20 protein-coding genes, 7 pseudogenes and 1 riboswitch are annotated in these 24311 nt (G+C 53.6%); of the genes and pseudogenes, 17 read left to right on the forward strand and 10 right to left on the reverse strand.

Going from position 1 to position 24311, the window contains the following annotated elements:
- The first annotated feature begins 9 nt into the window (after positions 1–9).
- Positions 10–139: riboswitch (TPP riboswitch) on the forward strand.
- 144 nt (positions 140–283) lie between these two features.
- The 6 genes and pseudogenes from thiB to ilvN form a co-directional block, all read left to right on the forward strand.
- Positions 284–1188: pseudogene (gene thiB / locus ACWWJF_RS12540) on the forward strand (thiamine ABC transporter substrate binding subunit); the annotation flags it as partial.
- Positions 1164–2789 carry a thiamine/thiamine pyrophosphate ABC transporter permease ThiP gene (gene thiP, locus ACWWJF_RS12545; protein ID WP_455871063.1) on the forward strand — a complete coding sequence of 542 codons (1626 nt, stop codon included), beginning with the start codon at positions 1164–1166 and terminating at the stop codon, positions 2787–2789. The pseudogene thiB and the gene thiP, both read left to right, overlap by 25 nt.
- The gene (gene thiQ, locus ACWWJF_RS12550; protein WP_455869631.1) at positions 2777–3484 is read left to right on the forward strand and encodes a thiamine ABC transporter ATP-binding protein ThiQ; all 708 of its coding nucleotides are present in this window, start codon (positions 2777–2779) and stop codon (positions 3482–3484) included. Before thiP ends, thiQ begins: the two co-directional genes overlap by 13 nt.
- Before the next feature lie 164 nt (positions 3485–3648).
- On the forward strand, positions 3649–3735 hold the full coding sequence (gene ivbL, locus ACWWJF_RS12555) for an ilvB operon leader peptide IvbL (protein ID WP_455871064.1): 87 nt from the start codon (positions 3649–3651) through the stop codon (positions 3733–3735).
- Between the two features lie 114 nt (positions 3736–3849).
- Positions 3850–5514, forward strand: a complete 1665-nt coding sequence (ilvB, locus tag ACWWJF_RS12560; protein WP_455871065.1) for an acetolactate synthase large subunit — start codon at positions 3850–3852, stop codon at positions 5512–5514.
- A 4-nt stretch (positions 5515–5518) separates the two neighbouring features.
- Complete coding sequence (gene ilvN, locus ACWWJF_RS12565; protein WP_455869632.1) at positions 5519–5812, forward strand: acetolactate synthase small subunit; 294 nt, start codon at positions 5519–5521, stop codon at positions 5810–5812.
- Positions 5813–6070: 258 nt separating this feature from the next.
- Here the strand turns inward: ilvN and ACWWJF_RS12570 are convergent, their stop codons facing one another.
- Positions 6071–6844 (reverse strand): DedA family protein, encoded by a 774-nt coding sequence (locus ACWWJF_RS12570; RefSeq protein ID WP_455869633.1) that lies wholly within the window; start codon positions 6842–6844, stop codon positions 6071–6073.
- 316 nt (positions 6845–7160) lie between these two features.
- On the opposite strand from ACWWJF_RS12570, the gene ACWWJF_RS12575 reads away from it, so the two are divergent.
- A protein-coding gene (locus ACWWJF_RS12575; protein WP_455869634.1) for an IS5 family transposase occupies positions 7161–8005 on the forward strand; the annotation gives its coding sequence in 2 pieces (ribosomal slippage) (positions 7161–7506 and positions 7506–8005; 846 coding nt in all).
- 38 nt (positions 8006–8043) lie between these two features.
- Positions 8044–8295, forward strand: a pseudogene (locus tag ACWWJF_RS12580) (transposase); the annotation flags it as partial.
- Here ACWWJF_RS12580 and ACWWJF_RS12585 read toward each other — a convergent pair.
- Together ACWWJF_RS12585 and ACWWJF_RS12590 are read right to left on the reverse strand one after the other, a co-directional pair.
- On the reverse strand, positions 8242–8481 hold the full coding sequence (locus ACWWJF_RS12585) for a hypothetical protein (protein WP_455868475.1): 240 nt from the start codon (positions 8479–8481) through the stop codon (positions 8242–8244). The pseudogene ACWWJF_RS12580 and the gene ACWWJF_RS12585 sit on opposite strands and share 54 nt — an antisense overlap.
- Before the next feature lie 33 nt (positions 8482–8514).
- Positions 8515–8646 carry a hypothetical protein gene (locus ACWWJF_RS12590; protein WP_455869635.1) on the reverse strand — a complete coding sequence of 44 codons (132 nt, stop codon included), beginning with the start codon at positions 8644–8646 and terminating at the stop codon, positions 8515–8517.
- Positions 8647–8700: 54 nt separating this feature from the next.
- On the opposite strand from ACWWJF_RS12590, the gene ACWWJF_RS12595 reads away from it, so the two are divergent.
- Complete coding sequence (locus ACWWJF_RS12595; protein ID WP_455869636.1) at positions 8701–8943, forward strand: hypothetical protein; 243 nt, start codon at positions 8701–8703, stop codon at positions 8941–8943.
- Here the strand turns inward: ACWWJF_RS12595 and ACWWJF_RS12600 are convergent.
- Positions 8932–9776 (reverse strand): IS5 family transposase gene (locus tag ACWWJF_RS12600; protein WP_455869637.1). Its coding sequence is split into 2 segments (ribosomal slippage): positions 8932–9431 and positions 9431–9776, totalling 846 coding nucleotides; the frame shifts between segments, so codons are not numbered across the junction. The genes ACWWJF_RS12595 and ACWWJF_RS12600 overlap by 12 nt on opposite strands.
- 55 nt (positions 9777–9831) lie before the next feature.
- On the opposite strand from ACWWJF_RS12600, the pseudogene ACWWJF_RS12605 reads away from it, so the two are divergent.
- The 4 genes and pseudogenes from ACWWJF_RS12605 to ACWWJF_RS12620 form a co-directional block, all read left to right on the forward strand.
- Positions 9832–10308 (forward strand): annotated as a pseudogene (locus ACWWJF_RS12605) (Rha family transcriptional regulator); the annotation flags it as partial.
- On the forward strand, positions 10280–10909 hold the full coding sequence (locus tag ACWWJF_RS12610) for a hypothetical protein (protein ID WP_455869638.1): 630 nt from the start codon (positions 10280–10282) through the stop codon (positions 10907–10909). The pseudogene ACWWJF_RS12605 and the gene ACWWJF_RS12610, both read left to right, overlap by 29 nt.
- A 293-nt stretch (positions 10910–11202) precedes the next feature.
- Positions 11203–12367: pseudogene (locus ACWWJF_RS12615) on the forward strand (IS3 family transposase).
- A 4-nt stretch (positions 12368–12371) separates the two neighbouring features.
- Positions 12372–12938, forward strand: a pseudogene (locus ACWWJF_RS12620) (IS110 family RNA-guided transposase); the annotation flags it as partial.
- Positions 12939–13469: 531 nt separating this feature from the next.
- Here ACWWJF_RS12620 and glnG read toward each other — a convergent pair.
- Genes glnG through glnA form a run of 4 tightly spaced genes read right to left on the reverse strand, consistent with a single transcriptional unit; the run spans position 13470 to position 17588 of the window.
- A complete protein-coding gene (gene glnG / locus ACWWJF_RS12625) occupies positions 13470–14882 on the reverse strand; it encodes a nitrogen regulation protein NR(I) (protein WP_455869639.1) in 1413 nt (470 codons plus the stop codon).
- A gap of 8 nt (positions 14883–14890) precedes the next feature.
- Positions 14891–15940, reverse strand: coding sequence for a nitrogen regulation protein NR(II) (gene glnL, locus ACWWJF_RS12630; protein ID WP_455869640.1), 1050 nt, complete (start codon positions 15938–15940; stop codon positions 14891–14893).
- Between the two features lie 50 nt (positions 15941–15990).
- On the reverse strand, positions 15991–16143 hold the full coding sequence (locus ACWWJF_RS12635; RefSeq protein WP_455869641.1) for a hypothetical protein: 153 nt from the start codon (positions 16141–16143) through the stop codon (positions 15991–15993).
- 35 nt (positions 16144–16178) lie between these two features.
- Entirely contained in the window at positions 16179–17588 is a 1410-nt protein-coding gene (gene glnA, locus ACWWJF_RS12640; RefSeq protein ID WP_455869642.1) for a glutamate--ammonia ligase, read from the reverse strand.
- A 371-nt stretch (positions 17589–17959) separates the two neighbouring features.
- Here glnA and typA point away from each other — a divergent pair, with 371 nt between their 5' ends.
- The 4 genes and pseudogenes from typA to fabY all read left to right on the forward strand — a co-directional run bounded on the left by typA (position 17960) and on the right by fabY (position 22110).
- The gene (gene typA / locus ACWWJF_RS12645; protein WP_455869643.1) at positions 17960–19783 is read left to right on the forward strand and encodes a ribosome-dependent GTPase TypA; all 1824 of its coding nucleotides are present in this window, start codon (positions 17960–17962) and stop codon (positions 19781–19783) included.
- A gap of 170 nt (positions 19784–19953) precedes the next feature.
- On the forward strand, positions 19954–20592 hold the full coding sequence (yihX, locus tag ACWWJF_RS12650; RefSeq protein WP_455869644.1) for a glucose-1-phosphatase: 639 nt from the start codon (positions 19954–19956) through the stop codon (positions 20590–20592).
- A 68-nt stretch (positions 20593–20660) separates the two neighbouring features.
- Positions 20661–21098 (forward strand): D-aminoacyl-tRNA deacylase, encoded by a 438-nt coding sequence (gene dtd / locus ACWWJF_RS12655; protein WP_455871066.1) that lies wholly within the window; start codon positions 20661–20663, stop codon positions 21096–21098.
- Positions 21099–21169: 71 nt separating this feature from the next.
- A pseudogene (gene fabY, locus ACWWJF_RS12660) lies at positions 21170–22110 on the forward strand (fatty acid biosynthesis protein FabY).
- Between the two features lie 11 nt (positions 22111–22121).
- Here the strand turns inward: fabY and ACWWJF_RS12665 are convergent.
- Together ACWWJF_RS12665 and ACWWJF_RS12670 are read right to left on the reverse strand one after the other, a co-directional pair.
- Positions 22122–23816 carry an AsmA family protein gene (locus ACWWJF_RS12665; RefSeq protein WP_455869645.1) on the reverse strand — a complete coding sequence of 565 codons (1695 nt, stop codon included), beginning with the start codon at positions 23814–23816 and terminating at the stop codon, positions 22122–22124.
- Between the two features lie 200 nt (positions 23817–24016).
- Positions 24017–24247: pseudogene (locus ACWWJF_RS12670) on the reverse strand (integrase core domain-containing protein); the annotation flags it as partial.
- Positions 24248–24311 lie beyond the last annotated feature (64 nt).

Here is a 24311-nt window from a genome sequence, read left to right on the forward strand (position 1 = left end):
ACAATAATGACGTTCTCAACGGGGTGCAGGCCGTTTGTTGGCGATATCGCATTGTCAACGCACTGTATTTATGCTGAGAAAATACCCGTCGAACCTGATCCGGTTAATACCGGCGAAGGGATTTGAGAGTGCATTCGCCTGCCTCAAAGTCCTTTGCCACCCTAATATACCCAGGAGTGCAAAGTGTTACAGTCGCTATTATCCCGTTTATTACTTCCTGTATTCGGCCTCTCTGCCGTACTGTTCGGCTCTGCTGCCGCTAATACCAAGCCCGCATTGACCGTTTGATTCCTTCGCGTCTGAATGGGCCCCGGCCCGGCGATTAAAAAAGCCTTCGAAAAAGAGTGCGAGTGCGAATTAAATTTCGTCGCGCTGGAAGATGGCGTTGCCCTGTTGAACCGCTTGCGCATGGAAGGTAAAAACAGCAAAGCGGATATCGTCCTGGGGCTGGATAACAACCGGCTCAAAGCGGCAGCAGATACCGGGCTATTTACCCCACACCACGTGAAAACCGACGCGTTAACGCTGCCCGGCGGCTGGAACAACGCCACGTTCCTGCCTTACGATTACGGCTACTTCGCGTTCGTCTACAACAAAGACACGCTAAAAAATCCACCGACCAGCCTTGATGCCTTGATCAACAGCGAGCAACCGCTGAAGGTAGTTTATCAAGACCCGCGCACCAGTACGCCGGGGCTGGGCCTGCTGCTGTGGATGCAAAAGGTGTATGGCGATAAAGCGCCTGAAGCCTGGCAAAAACTGGCGCGTAAAACCGTTACCGTCACCAAAGGGTGGAGTGAGGCTTACGGTCTGTTCCTTAAAGGCGAAGCAGATCTGGTGCTGAGCTACACCACCTCTCCGGCCTATCACATTATCGAAGAGAAAAAGACTAACTACGCAGCGGCGCTGTTCAGCGAAGGCCACTATATGCAAGTTGAAGTTGCCGGACAGTTGACCGCCAGCAAGCAGCCGGAACTCGCTAACCGCTTTATGCAGTTTATCCTCAGCCCGACGTTCCAAAGCCTGATACCAACCACCAACTGGATGTATCCGGTCACTGGCGTGGCACTGCCAGAAGGTTTCCAATCGCTGGCGCGCTCGGAAAAAGCGCTGTCCTTTATCGCACAAGAGGTGGCAGACCTGCGTGGGCAGTGGATTCAGGCATGGCAACGCGCCGTCAGCCGCTGATCCCACACTGGCTCTGGCCTGGGCTGTTTATCGCGGCATTGCTGGCAGGTGTTGCCCTGCTCGCGTTTGGCGCTCTCTGGCATCAGGCTCCTGATACCCCATGGCAGACGCTATGGGGTGACAGCTATGTATGGTACGTAGTGCGCTTTACCTTTTGGCAGGCATTGCTTTCGGCGCTACTCTCCACACTGCCCGCCATTGTGCTGGCACGCGCCCTCTACCGCCGCCATTTCCCCGGCAGAACCTGGCTGCTGCGCCTGTGCGCCATGACGCTGGTGTTACCGGTGTTGGTGGCGGTATTTGGCATACTGCGCGTCTACGGGCGACAGGGCTGGCTGGCACAAGGCTTAAGCGCACTCGGCATCAACTACACCTTTTCCCCCTATGGCCTGCAAGGGATTTTGTTGGCGCACGTGTTCTTCAATCTGCCGCTGGCGACACGTCTGCTGTTGCAAGCCCTGGAGTCCATTTCCACGGAGCAGCGTCAGTTAGCGGCCCAGTTGGGCATGAATGCCTGGCAAACCTTTCGTCTCATTGAATGGCCGTGGTTACGGCGTCAAATCCTGCCCAGTGCGGCACTGATTTTCATGCTCTGCTTCGCCAGTTTTGCCACCGTACTCTCACTCGGTGGAGGCCCGCGCTCCACTACAATCGAATTGGCTATCTATCAGGCATTGAGCTTTGATTACGATCCTGCGCGCGCGGCTGGATTGGCACTGATCCAGATGGTCTGTTGTCTGGGGTTGGTGCTACTCAGCCAACGACTCGGATCGTGGTTCGCCGTGGGCAATACCCAGCAATTGCGCTGGCCCAACCCACAAGGTTCGCTGGCTGGACGGTTGGGCGATACCGTGATTATCGTTACTGCGCTGTTATTGCTGCTGTCACCGTTGCTGGCCGTGGTGCTGGATGGTCTCAGTCCTGCGATGCTGGCGGTGCTCAAACAGCCCGCGCTGTGGCAAACGCTGTGGACATCCCTGCGTATCGCGCTCGGCGCAGGTGTGCTTTGCGTCATCCTGACCCTGATGCTGCTGTGGAGCAGCCGTGAGCTGAAACTGCGTCAGCAGCGGCTGGCGGGACAGTTGATGGACATCAGCGGCCTGCTAATTCTGGCGATGCCGGGCATTGTGTTGGCGACAGGCTTTTTTCTTGTGCTTAACAACACCGTAGGGCTACCGACATCCCCCTATGGGCTAGTGGTCGCCACTAACGCGCTGATGGCCATCCCCTATGCGCTCAAGGTGTTGGAGAACCCGATGCTCGACATCGCTCAGCGCTATAATCTGCTGTGTCAGTCTCTGGATATTCGCGGTTGGAACCGTCTTCGTCTGATTGAGTTGCGCGCTTTGCAACAACCGATCGCGCAGGCGATGGCATTTGCCTGCGTACTCTCGGTTGGGGATTTCGGCATTATCGCCCTGTTTGGCAATGAGCAGTTCCGCACGTTGCCCTTCTATCTTTACCAACAAATTGGCGCTTATCGCAGCGCAGACGGTGCGGTGACCGCACTGCTGCTGATGCTGCTCTGTTTCGCGTTGTTTACCGTGATGGAGACATTGACCCTGTGGCAAATAACGGGCGGGCCGACATGCTGTCGTTGAATAAACTCACTTATCTCTATCAACAGGCCCCCATGCTGTTCGATGTCAACATCGCTGCGGGAGAGCGCGTTGCCCTGTTGGGGCCAAGCGGTGCGGGAAAAAGTACTCTGCTCAGCCTGATTGCCGGTTTTTTATTACCGAACAGCGGCGAACTGTGGCTAAATGGCGACGATCATCGCTATACGCCGCCCGCCGAGCGCCCGGTGTCAATTCTGTTTCAGGAAAACAACCTGTTCCCACACCTGACGCTGGAGCAAAATATTGCGCTTGGCCTACACCCCGGTTTGCGTCTCACGGCAGCACAGCGTCAGGCATTGCACTCTATTGCAGAACACGTGGGCTTAAACAGCCTGATGCAACGCCTGCCCGCGCAGGTGTCTGGCGGTCAACGCCAGCGCGCCGCATTGGTCCGCTGCCTGCTGCGCCAACGCCCTGTCCTGCTGCTGGATGAACCGTTCTCCGCGCTCGATCCGGCGCTGCGTCAGGATATGCTCACACTGGTTGATAGGGTGTGTGCAGAGCAGCAGCTTACGCTGCTGATGGTCACTCACAATCTGGATGACGCATTGCGTATTGCTCCACGCAGTCTGCTGTTGGTCGACGGGAACATAGCCTACGATGGCCCCACGATGTCGCTGTGTGACGGCAGCAGCGAGGCGGCGCGGATACTGGGGATTAGCGCCACACGTGACTGATCGCCTACATCGCGCGGCGACTCAACAGAGGATATTTTGTGAGCTGAATAAAATTTTCACTTTTTATTCCTTGTGGGTATTGCGCCTATTGCAACGCCCGTGCTTATATAAAACGGTTAATTAACTGACTGATTGACAGGATCCCCGTGAGACACTCCGCTGCTATGACTTCTGCACTACTACACACCGCGCATGTTGACGCGGTCGTTGTCGTGCGCGTGGTCGTGGTGGTCGTCGGCGACGCGCCGTAACGGGTTCCGAATCACAGCACGATTCCCAAACCCCGCCGGCGCAAGCCGAGCGGGGTTTCTTGTTTTTACCTTCCCCGCTCCGAAAACGCACCGGCCCAGATGAAGGATATTACTATGCGTTATACCGGAGCACAGTTGATCGTCCGGCTGTTGGAACAGCAGGGCATCACCACGGTAGCGGGCATTCCCGGCGGGGCGGCACTGCCGCTGTACGATGCGCTGGGGCAGAGCACAACCATTCGCCATATTCTCGCCCGCCATGAGCAAGGGGCAGGATTTATCGCGCAAGGCATGGCACGTGCCAGCGGCAAAGCCGCCGTTTGTCTGGCCTCTAGCGGCCCGGGAGCCACTAACCTGCTTACCGCGATTGCCGATGCGAAACTCGATTCCATCCCTCTGGTATGCATTACCGGTCAGGTCTCCTCGACCATGATCGGCACCGATGCCTTTCAGGAAGTGGACACCTATGGTATTTCCATCCCCGTCACCAAACATAACTATCTGGTGCGGGACATCAACGAACTGACGCGTGTGATTTCAGACGCGTTTCGCATCGCGCAATCAGGGCGTCCGGGCCCGGTATGGATCGATATTCCGAAAGATGTTCAAACCGCTACGATAGAGCTGTCCGAACTGCCAGCCATTGCTGAACCCGATCTCACCCCCGCCATTGATACACAAGCCATCGCACAGGCCGCCGCGATGATCAATGCGGCAGAGCGCCCAATCCTCTATCTGGGCGGTGGCATCATCAGCGCCGAGGCCCACAAACAGGCAATTGAACTCGCCGAGCGCGCCAGTTTGCCCACCACCATGACGCTGATGGCGCTCGGTGCTATGCCGACCGATCATCCGCTGTCACTCGGCATGTTAGGCATGCACGCAGCACGTTCCACTAATCTGATTTTGCAACAGTCAGATTTGCTTATCGTACTGGGCGCACGTTTTGACGATCGCGCTATCGGTAAAGCGGAGCAATTCTGCCCGGATGCCAGCATCATCCATATCGATATCGATGCGGCGGAACTGGGAAAAATCCGCCAGGCGCACGTTGGGCTGCATGCCGATGTGGGTGAAGCGCTGACACAATTGTTACCGTTGATTGAGTCGCAAAAAAGGGAGAAATGGCATCAGACGGTATCCGCGTTACAGCAAACCTATCCGTTCCGCATGCCGGGCGCAGACGATCCTTTGAGTCACTATGGGCTGGTACAAGCGACTGCGCAGGCGCTGACGGACGATGCCATCATCGCCACCGACGTGGGTCAGCATCAGATGTGGGTGGCACAGAGCTATCCGCTGCGCCGACCGCGTCAGTGGTTAACCTCAGGCGGCCTCGGCACCATGGGATTTGGCTTGCCCGCTGCAATGGGTGCCGCACTGGCTGAACCCGACAAAATTGTGGTGTGCTTTTCCGGCGATGGCAGCATCATGATGAACATTCAAGAGATGGCGACGGCAGCCGAAGAGGGGCTTAACGTTAAGGTCATCCTGATGAACAATCAGGCATTAGGGCTGGTGCACCAACAGCAAGACCTGTTCTATGGGCAGCGCATCTTCGCCGCTGACTGCCGCTATCAAACCGATTTTATCAGCATCGCTCGTGGCTTTGGCTTCGCGGCGTATGACCTGAATAACGCAGATGATCCGACTGCCATGTTGGCAGATGCCCTGCACACGCCGGGCCCGGCCCTGATTCATGTGGCCATCGATGCCAACGAAAAAGTATATCCGATGGTGCCGCCGGGCGGGGCCAACACCGACATGATTGGAGACTAACACTATGCAAAATCAATCAACTTCGTCTCACGTAACGCTAGAACTGGCGGTACGTAACCACCCAGGCGTCATGTCTCATGTGTGTGGACTGTTCGCCCGTCGCGCTTATAACGTGGAAGGCATTCTTTGTATGCATCTAGCCGGAGGCAAAGAGAGCCGCATCTGGCTTCTGGTGCAGGAAGACAACCGACTACCGCAGATGATAAGTCAGGTGGAAAAACTGGAGGATGTGCTACAGGTGCGCCGCCACGGTACCGGCATGCGCATTTTTGATCAGGTGGCTGAGTTTTATCGTTGAGCGATCTGACGCTAATCTCACTGAGCTGGGCGGCGTTGCTGACAAACAGCACTGCTTCCAGCGTCATTCCGACCCACCACCGTCATTCCCGCGAAAGCGGGAATCTCTTACCGAGGAAACGCTTTTATTCTCAAAGAGATCCCCGGCTTTCGCCGAGAATGACAAGAGAGGAACCGGGAAACACGAACATGCCGAAAAGGGGGACAGCAACCTCACTTCTATCGGATATTTCATCGAACCAAACGCGCCCCAATAACGTTATCCTCGCAGCACCACTTTCCCTAGCAGATGGGTGTACACCGGCATCATCGGGTGTTGAAGCAACATCACTACCCCCGCGACGGCGGCCGTCATGGTCAACGGAGCCAACCAGTGTAAACGCGCCACGGTTAACCACTTCAAGCGTTTACGGCTTTTGGTTTGCTTGCGACTGTTCCACCAGCGCCAACCTAGCCATCCAGCAAGCCACACCAGTATTGCCACCCCCAGCAGCAACCAGCGGAATGACGCGCTGTTGCCACCAGACGGAATTTCATACACGACGCCCGCCAAAATTCCCGGCATAAAATAGACTGGCGGCCAGACAATGCAGCCAATGATATTCGGCAGCGCAAAGCGTGCGGGGGGAAGCGCCAGCATCCCAGCTAACATCGGGATCAACGGTCGGGTTGGGCCAACGAAGCGCCCGATGATGATCGTGGGCATCGGGTGTTGGTGCAAGGCGTGCTCCGTGTGGCGCAGTAAAGTCTGGTGTTTCTTTAAAAACGACCAGTTGTGCAGTGGCGTTTTGAATTTCCAACCGATGAAATAGGATATCCAATCGCCGAGCAGGCAGCCCACCAATCCGGTACCCCATGCCGCGTACAGGCTCAGTTGCCCGCTACCGATGAGCGCGCCCAATGTCGCCATCATCACCGTGCCGGGCAGTAACAGCCCCACTAGCGCCAGCGATTCCAAAAAAGCCACTAACATCACCGCAATCAGCGAATAGGTGACAGATTGGGTCACAAAATGATCCAGCCACGCTTCCATAAAGTCCTACCGGGTTATCAACGGCACCTTTGGTTTAATAAACAGTGTGTTCAATAAACAGGACGTTGGATAAAAGGGAGAGCATTGTCAGGATCATAGCAGACGGCGTCAATGGCGGGTTTTTCTATACATACAATTATGTGTATTAGTCGCGACTTGATCTGACACTGGACCTTGAAAGGTTGAGAGTTACCGGTTTTGATATGGGTGTCGAATCCTTATACAAAACACGAGGTAACTCTCATGCTTCATACTAGGCTGTGTCCCTTAATCCCATGAGTTATACTAACTGTTTGTTTCTACATCATTTTGAACTATGGCTCGCTACGACCTTCCCGATGAAGCATGGGCTATCATCCAGCCCTTACTCCCTGCTGAACCAGCAACACCACAGGCCGGACGCCCATGGGCTGAGCATCGCATGATTATCAATGGCATGTTCTGGGTGCTGTGCTCTGGTGCCCCATGGCGTGATTTACCTGAGCGATACGGCCCATGGAAAACCGTTTATAACCGCTTTAACCGATGGTCAAAATCGGGAGTCATTAACATTTTTTTCAATAAGTTACTTTCATCACTTGATGCCCATGGCCTCGTGGACTGGTCAGCGACTGCGCTGGATGGTAGCAATATCCGGGCGCTGAAATGTGCTGCCGGTGCTCAAAAAAACATCCCGATATCACCGGAGATAATGGGCTGGGTCGCTCTCGAGGTGGTTTTGGCACCAAAATCCATATGGCTACAGACGGAAGTGGTCTTCCGTTAAACATCGTGTTGAGCCCCGGTCAGGCTCATGAAAGTCAGTTTGCACTACGTCTTTTGGACGGTATTGGTGTTCAACGCCAGAACGGCAGTATGAAATGCCGTGGTCATGCGGTACTCGCTGACAAGGCGTACTCCGGGCATGTATTACGTAACGAGCTGAAAAACAGAGGTATAAAAACTGTCATCCCCCGAAAATCCACTGAAAAAATGGCGGTGGATGGTCGTTCAAAGCTCGATCGTGACGCCTACCGCAATCGGAACGTTGTTGAGCGGTGCTTTGGCCGTCTGAAAGAATACCGTCGCATTGCGACACGTTACGACAAAACGGCGAGGAATTATCTGGCAATGTTGAAACTGGGCTGCATCCGCCTGTTTTACCAGAGGTTATGTAATTAAGGGACACAGCCTAATACCCAGCAGAGTATTCTTCCCTCCAGTACTGTATTGGCGGGAAGAATACTCTGCTGGGTATTAGCAAGCGTGGAGATAAAAACCTTCGCCGATTGCTTGTTCAATGTGCGCGGGTATTTATCCTAAGAATTGACCATCAATCAGGGAGATTAGCTGATTGGGTAAGGTCTCAGTTGGGCAGGAAACATTCTTGCGTTGTGTGCTGTGCATTAGCAAATAAATTAGCTCGAATAGCTTGGGCAATAACGACACGAAATACCGTGTTTGAACAGTAATGCTGGTCTAACAGTCAGCAATTTAACGAAGTTACCCATCTGGTTTTGCGAAGACTGATTATTGATGACATGAACGGCCTGACGGCCTGATATAAAACCAAAAAATGAAAATGGCTCAATGAAGCCGATGGCCTTTTTAGGAATATCAGGTGCGAAACTCATCGTGGCGCGGGCATCCTTGGCCATAAAGACGCCGGATAGATTTAAGCAAGCCCACCATTAATCAAAGATCAGTGTTGCAAAAATGGGGGTGACCATAGATTTTTTCGCCTGCGCATCCTCGTGCGCATAAAACCAAGAGTCTTTCGGGATATGAGCCTGAGACAGAGTGGCGGTTTCATCGCTAACCACTCTTGGGCCACTCATGTCTACGAGGCAGGCTCTATCACCAAAAGGAAATAAGCGATGCAATTAGTGGAAATAAAGAAACTTGATCTCGTAGCGAATACTATGGTGATTGCTGAAGGTGTTAAGAAAGATCATGACACCATCATCAAGCTTGTTGACCGTAACAAAGCTGATCTGGAAGAGTTTGGGCCACTCGGATTTGAAATCCGTATGGTTGAAAGAAGTCAAGGCGGTGGCAAGCCTCTTCGTATTGCATTTCTCAACGAGCAGCAAACTAGGCTGTGTCCCTTAATTACATAACCTCTGGTAAAACAGGCGGATGCAGCCCAGTTTCAACATTGCCAGATAATTCCTCGCCGTTTTGTCGTAACGTGTCGCAATGCGACGGTATTCTTTCAGACGGCCAAAGCACCGCTCAACAACGTTCCGATTGCGGTAGGCGTCACGATCGAGCTTTGAACGACCATCCACCGCCATTTTTTCAGTGGATTTTCGGGGGATGACAGTTTTTATACCTCTGTTTTTCAGCTCGTTACGTAATACATGCCCGGAGTACGCCTTGTCAGCGAGTACCGCATGACCACGGCATTTCATACTGCCGTTCTGGCGTTGAACACCAATACCGTCCAAAAGACGTAGTGCAAACTGACTTTCATGAGCCTGACCGGGGCTCAACACGATGTTTAACGGAAGACCACTTCCGTCTGTAGCCATATGGATTTTGGTGCCAAAACCACCTCGAGAGCGACCCAGCCCATTATCTCCGGTGATATCGGGATGTTTTTTTGAGCACCGGCAGCACATTTCAGCGCCCGGATATTGCTACCATCCAGCGCAGTCGCTGACCAGTCCACGAGGCCATGGGCATCAAGTGATGAAAGTAACTTATTGAAAAAAATGTTAATGACTCCCGATTTTGACCATCGGTTAAAGCGGTTATAAACGGTTTTCCATGGGCCGTATCGCTCAGGTAAATCACGCCATGGGGCACCAGAGCACAGCACCCAGAACATGCCATTGATAATCATGCGATGCTCAGCCCATGGGCGTCCGGCCTGTGGTGTTGCTGATTCAGCAGGGAGTAAGGGCTGGATGATAGCCCATGCTTCATCGGGAAGGTCGTAGCGAGCCATAGTTCAAAATGATGTAGAAACAAACAGTTAGTATAACTCATGGGATTAAGGGACACAGCCTACACTCTTAATTACCTACATGCGCAATAATGATGCCGTTCGTGTATTCAAGAAGAAGCTGGTTTCCGAGTTCTTCCGTATGCGCAAGGCATTAGCGGGCAAGAAGATGGATCGCAATACCGCCCGAATTGAGTACCGTCCAATGACCGATGCCATCAAGCACGAGCGCGAGGCGCAGGGAAAGCAGATTGCCCCACACCATTTCAGCAACGAGGCTGATTTAATAAACCGCATTGCACTTGGTATGACATCTGCAAAATTTCGTGTCCATCATGAAATAGGTAAGAAAGAGTCCATCCGTGACTATCTGACGCCAGAGCAGATCTACTGCATTACCGAACTGCAACGCGCCAACACGGTATTCATTGGTATGGGATGGGACTTTGAGCAACGCAAGGCCACGCTGATGGGAATATTTAACAAAAACCATCGCCAACCGTTGATTGAAGAACAGCACCGACTGGCAGCATGATGCGCTGGAAACTTCTTTGGGTGATTGCTGCCTTGCTGGCATTGATGACCGGCGCGGCGAAGGAAGAGTCACTATGTCTATCAGGGATACCGTAATCGCTATTTTGCTTGCTCTTATTGCTGCACTGTCATTCGGCGTCTACCACTACCATGGAAAGTACAGCACCGAACAAGGCAAAACAGAAAGGCTGACGCAAGAAACCGCAGGCCAAGCCACGGTAATCGCAAAGCAGGCTTTCAAGTTTAACCGATTCAATCAGATATCCCAGCAAGCCCGCCAGTACGCAACCAACATCAAGGCCAAATCAGATGAGCGACAAATTATTATTCGAACGGTTGTCAAGAAAGACGCCGTTAGCCGTAAGTGCGTGCCTGATGATGTTGCTAGCCGGTTGCTCGACCACACGTACCGTTTACGCTCCAGCGCCATGCACATCGCTGCCAGCGGAACTGACACAGCCAGTGCTAGCGCCATTGCCACCGCCTGCCGACTGACATACGCACAGGCTGTTTACTGGATTGATCCGCTGTTGACGGCGATTGACCAGGCCAACAGCCAACTGGCAGGTATCAGGGAAATCGAAGAGTCACGCAGCCACTGACACGGTGCAACTCTGTGGAGAAGTGGCAATGCTGCGGATTGATGTAATCGCTATGCGATTACACTCGATCAACCCGAACAAAAAAGTAACAAAACAATGAGGCTCGGTTAATCCGGGCCTAATGAGATGGTCACCCCCACTCTGTGAGCGGTACTCTGGCAGGGTGTTTTTCTTTCAGAAGAGGCCATCATGGAAAACGTTACTCTTATTGGTATCGATCTGTAGTGGCACACTGATACTGACCACCTGAGCGGAGGTGATATGCTCACCTCATCAACACGACAGGTGACCTCATGGGTAAACATTTTACGGCGGAATTTAAGCTCGAAGCCGCAAAGCTGGTTGTCGACCACGGCTACACATACGTTAAGGCCGCAGAGGCGGTTAATGTCAGCCATTCTGCCATTAGTCGCTGGGTCAATAAGCTTCGCCTTGAACGACAGGGAAAAACGCCAACGGGACTTCCTCTTACCCCTGAACAGCTCGAGCTGCGTGAGATGAAGAAAAAAGTCCAATGCCTTGAAATGGAGAACGAAATCCTAAAAAAGGCTACGGCGCTCTTAATGTCGGACTCACTCAACGGTTCACGGTAGTCGACAGGCTGAGGGCGCGATACCCGGTCACGGCGTTGTGCCAAACTTTTGAGGTACATCGCAGCAGCTACAGGCACTGGCAGGCTTCCGCTAATGAACCCGACGGTGAGCGCGTGGTTAAGTGTAGTCGCGTCATGGAAGCCTGGAACGCCAGCGGCGGCTCTGCCGGCGCTCGAAGTATCGCGACCATCGTCACCGGCAGCTCTGGTGTCAAAATGGGGCGCTGGCTGGCAAGCTGATGAAGGAGCTGGGTATCGCCAGCTGCCAGCGACCGGCTCACAAATACAAACGCGGCGGCAATGAACACGTTGAAATACCGAACTATCTCAACCGCCAGTTCGCGGTTACCGCGCCGGATCAGGTCTGGTGCGGCGATGTGACCTACATCTGGACGGGCAAATGCTGGGCTTACCTTGCGGTGGTGCTAGACCTGTTCGCCCGCAAACCGGTGGGCTGGGCCATGTCGACGTCGCCGGACTCGGCGCTGACAGTTAAAGCGTTGCAGATGGCCTGGGAACTCCGGGGACAACCAACAGGAGTCATGTTCCACAGCGACCAGGGCAGCCACTATACCAGCCGTCAATACCGGCAAGCCCTGTGGCGCTGCCGGATAAAGCAGAGTATGAGTCGGCGGGGTAACTGCTGGGATAATGCGCCAATGGAGCGGTTCTTCCGCAGCCTGAAGACAGAATGGGTGCCGACAAAGGGTTACAACAGCTTCAGCGAAGCCCAGGACGCGATTATCCGCTACATCACGGGGTATTACAGCGCTATCCGGCCTCACTGGTATAACGGCGGCTTAACTCCAAACGAATCTGAGCGACTGTTCTACATACAGTCTAATGCGGTGGCCAATATTAGTTGACCACTACAGGATAAGCCTGCCAATCGGCGAGGCGGTAATAAAGCGACTGTCTCTGGTGCTGGCTGAGCACGAAATCCCCGCATACCTGAGCCGTCTGCTGATGAAGTTACATGCCCACTATCTTTACCTTGTCGAGCAAATAACAGCGCTGGAATCAGAATTAAATCAGTCAATCAAAGCTGATGATACTGCACAGCGAATTATGACAATTCCAGGCGTCGGTCCGATTACTGCCAGCTTACTTTCATCACAGTTCGGCGATGGAAAACAATTTTCATGTAGCAGGGATTTTGCGGCTTCCACAGGGCTTGTACCGCGACAATACAGCACAGGAGGCAAACCGACTCTGCTGGGGATAAGCAAACGAGGTGATAAAAATTTACGCAAACTTCTGGTTCAATGTGCCCGCTCGTTCATGATGCGACTTGAATATCAGCAGGGCAGGCTTGCTGAATGGGTTCGGGGGCAACTCGATAACAAACATTCAAATATTGTCGCCTGTGCTCTGGCAAACAAACTGGCGCGAATAGCCTGGTCAATCACAACTAATCACAATGAATATCAGGCCTGATGTTATGTAGAACTAAATCAACAGACTGATTATTAAGTAATTAAACAGCAGTTACCTATCTGGTTTTGCGAAGACTGATTATTGATGACATGAACGGCATATCGGCCTGCTGAAAAACCTGACGACAAAAATGGCTCACTGAAGCCGAGGGCTTTTTCAGGTTCACCAGGCGCGGAACTCATCGAGGCGCGGGCATCTCGCCCACAGAGACGCCGGATAGATTGAAGCAAGCCCACCATTAGTCAAAAATCAGTGTTGCAAAAATGGGGGTGACCATAGATTTGTTGGTACCGTGAATGTTTCGTGCGCGTTAACCCAAGCAGTTATTTACATCGTACATCGCACGCGCCCGACACGGGGCGCTCAATCGCCCTGGCTTTCCGCGGGAAATAACGCCGCTATGCGGTGCCTTCGGGGCCCGAGCCCACTGACGTTCGCGGCGTCCTGCCGCTCACCCAGTGGTCTCGTTCCCCCCAGCGTTATTTTTTACGCGATATAACGTCAAACAATTCAAAAAGTAAAACCATGCGGCTATTCCATTCCCAGCTCTTTGAGCTTGCGCGTCAGGGTGTTACGTCCCCATCCCAACAGGCGAGCAGCCTCTTGCTTATGACCCTGCGTATGGAGTAACGCGGTAGTGAGCAGCGTTCTTTCCATCTCCGGTTGCGCTTCCGAGAGCAGGTTTTGATGACCGGAACGCAGCGCCCGATCTGCCCATTGCGCCAGCAGGGTTGCCCAACTGTCTGGTAGCATGTGCACCGTAGCGTCCGGTGCCGTGGTTTCAAACAGCTCTGGCGGCAGATCCTGAATCAACACCTCTTGCCCCGCGGCCATAACGGTCAGCCAGCGGCAGGTATTCTCCAACTGACGCACGTTGCCCTGCCAGGGCAAGCGCGTTAACGCCGTTTCCGTTTCCGGGTGCAGATTTTTGGGTTCCACTCCCAGCTCTTTGGCGGTTGCCTGCAAGAAGTAGCGTGCCAGCCGCGGAATATCTTCGCGCCGTTCACGCAGTGGAGGCAGATGGACGCGAATCACATTGAGACGGTGAAACAGGTCTTCGCGAAATTTGCCTTCCTGAACCCGTAGCTCCAGATTTTGGTGGGTTGCGGCGATGATACGCACATCCACTTTCACCGCTGCATAGCCACCGACGCGGTAGAACTGCCCGTCAGCCAATACGCGCAACAGCCGCGTTTGCACATCCAGAGGCATATCGCCGATTTCATCCAGAAACAGGGTGCCGCCATCTGCCTGTTCAAAACGTCCCTGGCGAATCTGATTCGCGCCGGTAAACGCCCCTTTTTCGTGACCAAACAGCTCTGACTCGATCAGATCCTTGGGGATGGCCGCCATATTCAAGGCGATAAACGGCTCTTTGGCGCGCGGACTGTGGCGATGCAGCGCATGTGCCACCAGCTCTTTACCGGTTCCCGATTCCCCGTTGATCAGCACGCTGATAGATGAACGGGAGAGCCGGCCAATAATGCGAAACACATCCTGCATGGCCGGAGCTTCACCAATGATATCGGTGGTGGGGCCATTGAGCGGTTGCGCTCGGACCGGCTGCTGCTGTTCCAGATAGTGACTGATCGCACGCTCAACCAAAGCGACAGCTTCATCGATATCAAACGGTTTTGGCAGGTAATCAAATGCACCTTGTTGGTAAGCGCTTACCGCAGCATCCAGATCGGAGTGCGCGGTCATAATAATCACTGGCAGCATCGGATGACGCTGTTTGATCTGTTGCAGCAGCGCCAGACCGTCCATGCCCGGCATGCGAATATCGGACAGCAGTACGTCTGGCGTTTGGGTTGCCAGCGCGTGCAGCGCCTGATTTCCGTTATCAAAGGTGGCACAGGTCAACCCCGCCCCAGTGAGCGCGCGCTCCAGCACCCAACGGATGGAGCTATCGTCATCGGCAATCCAGACTATCCCTCGTTGCATCGTGAACCTCACTGGCGAATGTGCAGGTAAACCGAGAATTCGGTATGGCCTGGCCAACTGTTAAATTCAATTTTTCCCGAATGCTGATAGATCAAGCTGCGCGCGATCGATAATCCCAGTCCAGTGCCGCCTTCGCGACCGCTTACCATTGGGTAAAACAGCGTGTCTTGCAACTGTGCAGGGACGCCAGGGCCATCGTCTTCGATATCAATACGCGCCGCCAAGCGATAGCGCACGCCGTGCAGCGTGAGTTGAAAAGCGGTGCGCGTGCGCAGCGTAATGGTGCCGCCTTCTTTACCCAGCGCCTGGAGCGCATTGCGGGTAATGTTTAGCAGCACTTGTTCAATCTGGTCTGGGTCATGGGTCAGCTCTGGCAAACTGGGATCGTAATCTTTCACCAGCGTCACGTTGTCAGGTTTTTCTAACGAGACCAACTTGCAGACGCGCTCAACGACCTGATGAATACTTTGTGTTACGTGTAAACCCGGTTGCTGCGGCCCTAATAGCCTGTCCACCAGATTGCGCAGGCGATCGGCCTGCTCAATGATCACTTTGGTGTATTCCGTCAGCGCGGGGTCGGGCAGCGCTTTGGCCAGCAACTGTGCCGCGCCGCGCAATCCGCCGAGCGGATTCTTGATTTCATGCGCCAGACCGCGCACCAAATCACGCGCTGCCTGCTGCTGGGAATGCTGTAATTGTTCCTGACTGAGGCGGCGCTGGTTGTCCATCGGCGCCATCTCCAACAGGATAAAACTGTGTTGAATGCGTTGTGCGGTGAGCGACATGATGTGTGCTCTACCATCGACAACGATAGTCACTTCGTTATCCGTAAATCCTTGACCCGCGTTGAGACTTTCGCGCATCAGCTCAATATTTAGCGAGAAATAGCTGAGCAGATCCGGCAACGGTGTTCCCGCTAATTTGCGTGAACTTTGCGCCAGCAACTGCTGGGCAGCCGGATTGGAATAGTGGATTGCCAGGTCGTTATCCAGCAATAAAATACTATTGATCAAAGAATTGAGGATCTGCCCAGCATCGGGCAGCGTGCCTGTTGCCATAACGCAGACTCCTGCACCCTCGCGGTGCATTGTAGTGTAGATGATGGATGTTACGTCGCAACGGCCAATATTGATGATAAAGAAATAAGGCCGGTGGTGAAAAAAGCCCATCCGAAGATGGGCTGAAAAGTTTCCACGGCAACAAAAACAAACTTCTTATAATTCTGTTGATGCTCGGTCATGGCAGGGTTCAGCACGTCCACCACGCCGAGGTAAATCATAGGTACGCAGTCGTTGATTAAACGCTGTAGTACAGTTCGAACTCAACCGGGTGCGGCGTCATGCGAACGCGATCGTTCTCTTCACGGCGCAGACCGATGTAAGCATCGATAGCGTCGTCAGTGAACACGCCGCCCGCCGTCAGGAATGCACGGTCAGCGTCCAGCGCGTTCAGTGCTTCTTCCAGAGAGCCTGCAACCTGCGGGATTTCATTCGCTTCTTCCGGCGGCAGATCGTATAGGTTTTTGTCCATGGCATCGCCAGGGTGGATCTTGTTCTTGATACCATCCAGGCCAGCCATCAACAGTGCGGCGAAGCACAGGTACGGGTTAGCCGCCGGGTCTGGGAAGCGCACTTCGATACGTGCAGCTTTCGGGCTGGAAACGAACGGGATACGGATAGAAGCAGAACGGTTACGTGCGGAGTACGCCAGCATTACCGGAGCTTCATAACCCGGGACCAGACGCTTGTAAGAGTTGGTGGTCGGGTTGGACAGGGCGTTGATCGCTTTAGCATGTTTGATGACACCGCCGATGTAGAACAGCGCTTCTTCAGACAGGCCAGCGTATTTGTCGCCGGAGAATTTGTTGGTGCTGCCTTTGGACAGGGACATATGGCAGTGCATGCCAGAGCCGTTGTCACCGAACATCGGTTTCGGCATAAAGGTGGCCGTTTTGCCGTAAGCGTGCGCTACGTTGTGAACAACGTATTTGTAGATCTGAATTTCGTCCGCTTTTTTGGTCATGGTGTTGAAGCGGGTTGCCACTTCGTTCTGACCAGCCGTTGCCACTTCGTGGTGGTGAGCTTCAACAACCAGACCCATTTGTTCCATTACCTGGCACATCTGAGAACGGATGTCTTGTGCGGAGTCAACCGGTGGAACCGGGAAGTAACCGCCTTTCACTGCCGGACGGTGGCCTTTGTTGCCGCCTTCGTATTTGGTGCCGGAGTTCCAGGCACCTTCGATGTCATCGATAGCAACGTGAGAGCCGGAGATGCTGCTGCCGAAACGAATGTCGTCAAACAGGAAGAATTCAGGTTCTGGTCCAAACAGAACGGTATCCGCGATACCGGTGGAGCGCAGGTACTCTTCAGCGCGTTTCGCGATGGAGCGCGGGTCGCGATCGTAACCTTGCATGGTGTTCGGTTCCAGAATGTCACAACGAATGATCAGCGTCGTGTCTTCATAGAACGGGTCCAGTACAGCGGTGCTTGCGTCAGGCATCAGCACCATGTCGGATTCGTTGATACCTTTCCAGCCACCAATGGAGGAGCCGTCGAACATTTTGCCTTCTTCGAAGAAGTCAGCGCTAACCTGGTGAGCTGGAATGGTGACGTGCTGCTCTTTACCCTTGGTATCGGTAAAGCGTAAGTCGACGAATTTAACTTCGTGCTCATTCAGCATCGTCAAAACATGTTCTGCGGACATACTTGGATCTCCCGATTTGTCATTTATCGTCGTGGAACGAATATCGTTATGGAATGATGTTTGTTACCGTAATAGGGTTTAGGCTAAAATCATGCCAACTCTACGCATGGGGTTGGGAGGCGTTGTTTTCAGGCTTTCATTGAAGGCAGTGCCTGCACCATTAGCGTTCGTTGCACTATTATGGTTCATAATCACCAAAATAGTGCACTGTTTGTGTGCGTTTGTTTACTTTCTCTGCGCCGTTGCACCGTGAAAGGGATCACAAAGCAAGCACCCCTGGGTTGTTTATCGCTTAGGAGTGTGATCTTGTTTGGTCCCTCGCTTAATCCGTGTACAATAGCGCGCTATTTCTAAATGCCTGAGGCAAAGCTGTGATCGAGAATTTGCGTAACATTGCTATTATTGCGCACGTTGACCATGGGAAAACTACCCTGGTTGACAAGCTGCTACAACAATCTGGAACATTGGGTGAACGAAATGACGCCACTGAGCGCGTTATGGACTCCAACGATCTGGAAAAAGAACGCGGTATCACCATCCTGGCGAAAAACACCGCCATTAACTGGAGAGATTACCGTATCAATATCGTTGACACCCCAGGACACGCCGATTTCGGTGGTGAAGTGGAGCGTGTAATGTCCATGGTCGATTCAGTGCTGCTGCTGGTAGACGCAATGGACGGCCCGATGCCCCAGACCCGTTTCGTTACCCAAAAAGCTTTTGCCTATGGCCTGAAACCGATCGTGGTCATCAACAAAGTTGACCGTCCGGGCGCGCGCCCTGACTGGGTCGTCGATCAGGTGTTCGATCTGTTCGTGAACCTGGGTGCTACCGACGAGCAACTGGATTTCCCTATCGTTTACGCGTCTGCGTTGATGGGTATCGCCGGTTTGGATCACGAAGAGATGGCGGAAGACATGACGCCGCTGTTCGAAGCGATCGTCAAACACGTTGAAGCGCCGAACGTCGATCTGGACGGTCCGCTGCAAATGCAAATCTCCCAGCTGGACTACAACAGCTATGTGGGTGTTATCGGTATCGGCCGTATCAAACGCGGTCGCGTTAAACCGAACCAGCAAGTGACGATTATCGATGCGGAAGGTAAACGCCGTAACGGTAAAGTGGGTCAGGTGTTGGGCCATTTGGGTTTGCAACGTATCGAATCTAGCGTCGCAGAAGCGGGCGATATCATCGCTATCACCGGTCTGGGTGAACTGAACATCTCCGACACCATCTGTGATACCGCTAACGTTGAAGCTCTGCCGCCGCTGTCAGTGGATGAGCCGACCGTTACCATGTCTTTCGGGGTTAACACCTCGCCGTTCTGCGGTAAAGAAGGCAAGTTCGTGACCTCTCGTCAGATTCTGGATCGTCTGAAGAAAGAGCTGGTACACAACGTTGCGCTGCGCGTAGAAGAAACCGAAGACCCGGATACCTTCAGTGTGTCTGGTCGTGGCGAACTGCACCTGTCAGTGCTGATCGAAAACATGCGTCGTGAAGGTTTCGAACTGGCGGTTTCTCGCCCGAAAGTTATCTTCCGTGACATCGATGGTCGCCGTCAGGAACCGTTCGAACAAGTTACCGTTGATATCGAAGATCAGCATCAGGGTTCCGTCATGGAAGCGCTGGGCCTGCGTAAAGGCGAAATGCGTGACATGAACCCGGATGGTAAAGGCCGTGTACGTCTGGATTACATCATTCCAAGCCGTGGTTTGATTGGTTTCCGTACCGACTTTATGACCATGACCTCCGGTACTGGCCTGCTGTACTCCACCTTTAGCCACTACGACGATGTGCGTCCGGGCGATATCGGCCAGCGTCAGAACGGTGTGCTGATCTCTAACGGTCAGGGTAAAGCGGTAGCCTATGCGCTGTTCAGCTTGCAGGAACGCGGCAAATTGTTCCTGGGCCACGGTGCAGAAGTGTATGAAGGCCAAATCATCGGTATTCACACCCGCTCCAATGACCTGACGGTTAACTGCCTGACAGGTAAAAAACTGACCAACATGCGTTCTTCCGGTACTGACGAAGCCACCGTGCTGGTGCCAGCGGTGAAAATGTCGCTGGAGCAAGCGTTGGAATTTATCGATGACGATGAATTGGTTGAAGTGACTCCGCTGTCTATTCGTCTGCGTAAACGTCACCTGACCGAAAACGATCGCCGTCGCGCCAACCGCGGGCCGAAAGAGGGCTAATCCACCTCTCTTTACAAAACCGATCCAGGGCGCTTTCAGGCGCCCTGCCTTTTTCCAATCCCGCCTACCAGTCGTGAGTATTTCGTATACGTTTTAGTTATGTTCCTCCCTGTTCAGCCGCCATGTTTCCCGCTACAGTGAAAAAACAACCATGACGTCTGGAGGGCGAAATGCTTTATATCTTTGATTTGGGTAACGTTGTCATTGATATCGATTTCAACCGTGTGTTGGGCGTGTGGAGTAAGCTGAGCGGTGTGCCACTCGCCACGCTGAAAGAGCGCTTTACCATGGATGAAGTCTTTGAACTGCATGAGCGCGGTGAGATTAGTGATGAAGAATTTGGTGCCCGACTGAGTCAGGAAATGGGCATGCTGCTGAGCTACGAGCAGTTTACGGCGGGATGGCAGGCCATTTTTGTTGCGCTGCGTCCTGAGGTACTGGATGTGATGCAGCAACTGCGCCAGCAAGGACATCGCGCCGTGATTTTGTCTAACACCAATCGCCTGCACTGCGCGCATTGGCCCGCTCTGTTTCCAGAAGTGGCCGAGGCCGCTGATTATCTCTATCTGTCACAGGATATCGGGATGCGTAAACCGGAGGCGAGAATTTATCAGTATGTGCTGACGCAAGAGCAGGCAACCCCGGCGCAAACGGTCTTCTTCGATGATAACGAGCAGAATATTGCCGCTGCGCAAGCGTTGGGGATCCGCAGCATTTTGGTGACCGATCGCGATACGGTGCCACAGTTTTTTGCCGAACATCCCATTTCCCCTGCACACAATACCGTCGCTAACGCGAGTAAGCTGTGATAAAAACGGTTGGCATTTTTGATAATAAATCGATTAAAAGAACAGCGATTCAGGAGTGGTTGTCGTTTATGATTGCGTTAATTCAGCGTGTTACCCGCGCCAGTGTGACGGTGGACAATGCCATTGTGGGGGAGATCGCAGGCGGATTGTTGGTGCTGTTAGGCGTCGAGCAAGGGGATGATGAACGTAAGGCGGCGCGCCTGTGTGAACGCGTGCTAGGCTATCGCATTTTCAGCGATGAGCAGGGCAAGATGAACCTTAACGTGCAGCAAACCGGGGGCAGCGTGTTGGTGGTATCGCAGTTCACGCTGGCGGCGGATACGCAAAAAGGCATGCGGCCCAGCTTTTCCCGCGGCGCAGAACCTGCCGAGGCGGACAGGCTGTATCAATATTTTGCCGCCCAGTGCCGTGAACGCGGCAACCACACGCAAACCGGCCGCTTCGCGGCAGATATGCAGGTTGACTTGGTTAACGACGGGCCAGTCACGTTCTGGCTTCAGGTGTGACGATGCCGTGCGCGTCAGCGCGCCCGTTGTCACCGATGAGCAACACCGCCAATCGGAAGGAGGAGGAGGCAATGTATCACCTGAGAGTGCCTGAAACCGCTGAAGAAATGGACGCCTACTACCAATTCCGCTGGGAGATGCTGCGTAAGCCATTACACCAGCCATTAGGGTCGGAACGGGATGCCTATGACGCGCTGGCGCACCATCAGACCGTGGTGGATGAGCAAGGGCGGTTGGTGGCTATTGGACGCCTCTCCATTAATGCCGATAACGAAGCCGCCATTCGCTTTATGGCGGTGCATCCCAGCGTGCGGTGCAAAGGGCTGGGCACACTGGTAGCGATGACGCTGGAGTCCGTCGCGCGTCAGGAAGGCGTCAAGCGCGTGGTATGCAGCGCGCGGGAAGAGCCGTGGCGTTCTTTACCAAGCTGGGCTTTTCCCTGTAAGGGGAGATCAGCGCACCGCAAACCACCACCGTGCGTCATTATCTGATGACCAAACCCATTGCTTCACTGGATGATATCCTGCATCGCCCTGATTGGTGCGCACAGTTGCAGCAAGCTTGGTATGACCATATCCCGCTCAGTGAAAAAATGGGCGTGCAAATCAACCAATACACTGGGCAAAAATTTATCACTACCATGCCGGAAACGGGTAACCAGAATCCTCACCATACGCTGTTTGCCGGTAGCCTGTTTTCATTGGCGACGCTGACTGGATGGGGACTGATTTGGTTATTGCTGCGTGAACGGCATCTGGGGGGCACCATCATTCTGGCCGATGCGCATATCCGTTACAGCTCGCCGATTACCGGCCGCCCCAGCGCAGTGGCCGATCTAGGCTCGCTGAGCGGCAACCTTACGCGCCTGGCGCTCGGGCTTAAAGCGCGCGTGCAACTGAACGTTGAGCTGTTTGGCGATGATAAGGCCGGTGCGGTGTTTGAAGGCGTGTATATCGTGCTACCCGCGCAGCCTGCCGATCCCTTGGAAAAAGGCGGCTCGGAAGCCGGGTAACGGTACGGTCATTAGTGCGCGCTGCTCACTTCACCGTGTTGAATCTGCTGCCTTACGCCGGTGCCATCGCTGGTGGTCCCCTGTAACAGACCGTTCAGCGTCGGTTTAAGCGGCGTGTTGGCGGCCAGATTTCCCGTTAAACGCAGTTGCAGATTACTGTCGGTGCTGGGAAGGGTTTCAGACGCTTGCCAGCCCCAGTGTGTCAAAGTATTCATCGGTACTGAACGCCCGGTTAATGACAGTGTGAACGCGCGGCCTGGCTGTTGCTCAATAGTGGCCTGCGCCTCGAGCAGACCACGTTGCGTAAATGCACTCAGTTCGGTAATGGCTATTTGCGCATCGCCGGCGTTTAGCGCGAGAGAAGGGCGGCGCACATCGAGTTTGTTGAAGGTGGCATCGCTGGCGTTCAGGTTCAGAGTGCCCTGCCAAACGCCCCACTGGTGCTGACGCGCCAGCAACAGATTATTGCCGTAGCCATCCAGCGCGGTGAGCTGGAACGGGAAATCCGGGTTGATGTCGATGAGCAGGTTGCGGTTAGCGCGGAACTTCTTCACCTCAACATCGCTCAGCCAGTCCGGTAATGTCTTCTGCCAGCGCTCACGCCAGTCCATGGGCAGGGTATACTCCATCCCAGCGACCACGACTTCATTCAAGGTCAGACGGTGGTTATTGCGCGTCCACATGCCATCGGTGCGCATCAAACCGCCTTCCCAGCGGGTTGTAAACTGTTTGATAGCCACCCCTTGCGGCGAAACGGCAAGGTTAACAATAGGGTCAATCAGGTGCATGCTTCCGTTGACGATGTCGCTGGCATTAAACGACAGCGTGCCGTCGTCGCTTTCCCAACTGCGCTGGCGGAAGGTGATATTTTGCAACGTGACGTCGAGATCGCTAAACGCCCAGCCGGGCCCTTCAATGCGGGCATCCACCATATCGAAGCGGGAAACCGCTACCGAAGGCAGTTCGGCCACTGGCTGCCAGAAATCTTCCAGCGATTTTGTGGTTTGTAAACGCACATTGCTCAGGCGCAGGTTATCCACCTGCCAACTGCCATCTTCTGCACGTCGGGCATTACCGGTTAACTGACCGCCCGCAACGTCTGCACCAAAATTGGTTAACGTGAGCTGGTTGTTGTTGATTTCACCCTGAATCAGCACCTGGCTGGCGGGAACGTCATTGAGGCGCAGCGAGCGAGCGCTGAGTTGAAAATTACCCTGCGTGCCGAGCAGATGCCCCTGTTCTGGCTGCCAGGGGGTGATGCCACCGTTAATTTGCTGCCCGTTCAGCGACCAATCACCGTCTTGCGATTGCAGCGCCATTGTGCGCAATTGCAGCACATCGGCCATGAACGAAACGGCAATGCTGTTGCCAGGCAGCAGATTTAAGGTACCGCCTTCCAGTTCCAGGCTGGCAAAGTGGCTCGGTTCTGTCAGTTGGCGTGCGCTTAAACCAAAGGATATTTTACGTGCCGCCAGGGTCAACGGCTGCCCTTTGACGCCAAAGGTGACATCGCTGAACACGATATGGTCGGTTTCTGACCAGTCATGCTCGATTTTTCCCAGCGTTAACTGGTAGTCGGTATTGTCATTTACCCAAGAAGTGACGCGGTTTGCGGCCCAGTGGGTTTGCAACACAACGTAAACGATGACCAGTGCCAACAGGGCTAGCAACAGCAAGGTGAGCAGTAGTTTCCCGAGAAATTTCATCGTATCAGTCCATGCCTTGTCATCGTGAGTACTTGTGTTATGCCGCAATTCTTCCTGCGTCTCAATACTTAACCGTGGTTACAGACAATAAAAAACGGCCAGTGTTTCCACTCTGGCCGTTTTATCATACCCAAGTTGGACGCTATTGCCTCTGCCTGGTTTTATTTTTCTTCGTGCGGGAAGACAAGATTATGTAGTGGTCAACTAATATTGGCCACCGCATTAGACTGTATGTAGAACAGTCGCTCAGATTCGTTTGGAGTTAAGCCGCCGTTATACCAGTGAGGCCGGATAGCGCTGTAATACCCCGTGATGTAGCGGATAATCGCGTCCTGGGCTTCGCTGAAGCTGTTGTAACCCTTTGTCGGCACCCATTCTGTCTTCAGGCTGCGGAAGAACCGCTCCATTGGCGCATTATCCCAGCAGTTACCCATATCGTTATACACATCTTTCTAACGCACTGTTTAATCAATGAGTTACGGGTTTATCTCAGAG

Source organism: Symbiopectobacterium sp. Eva_TO, assembly GCF_053848865.1.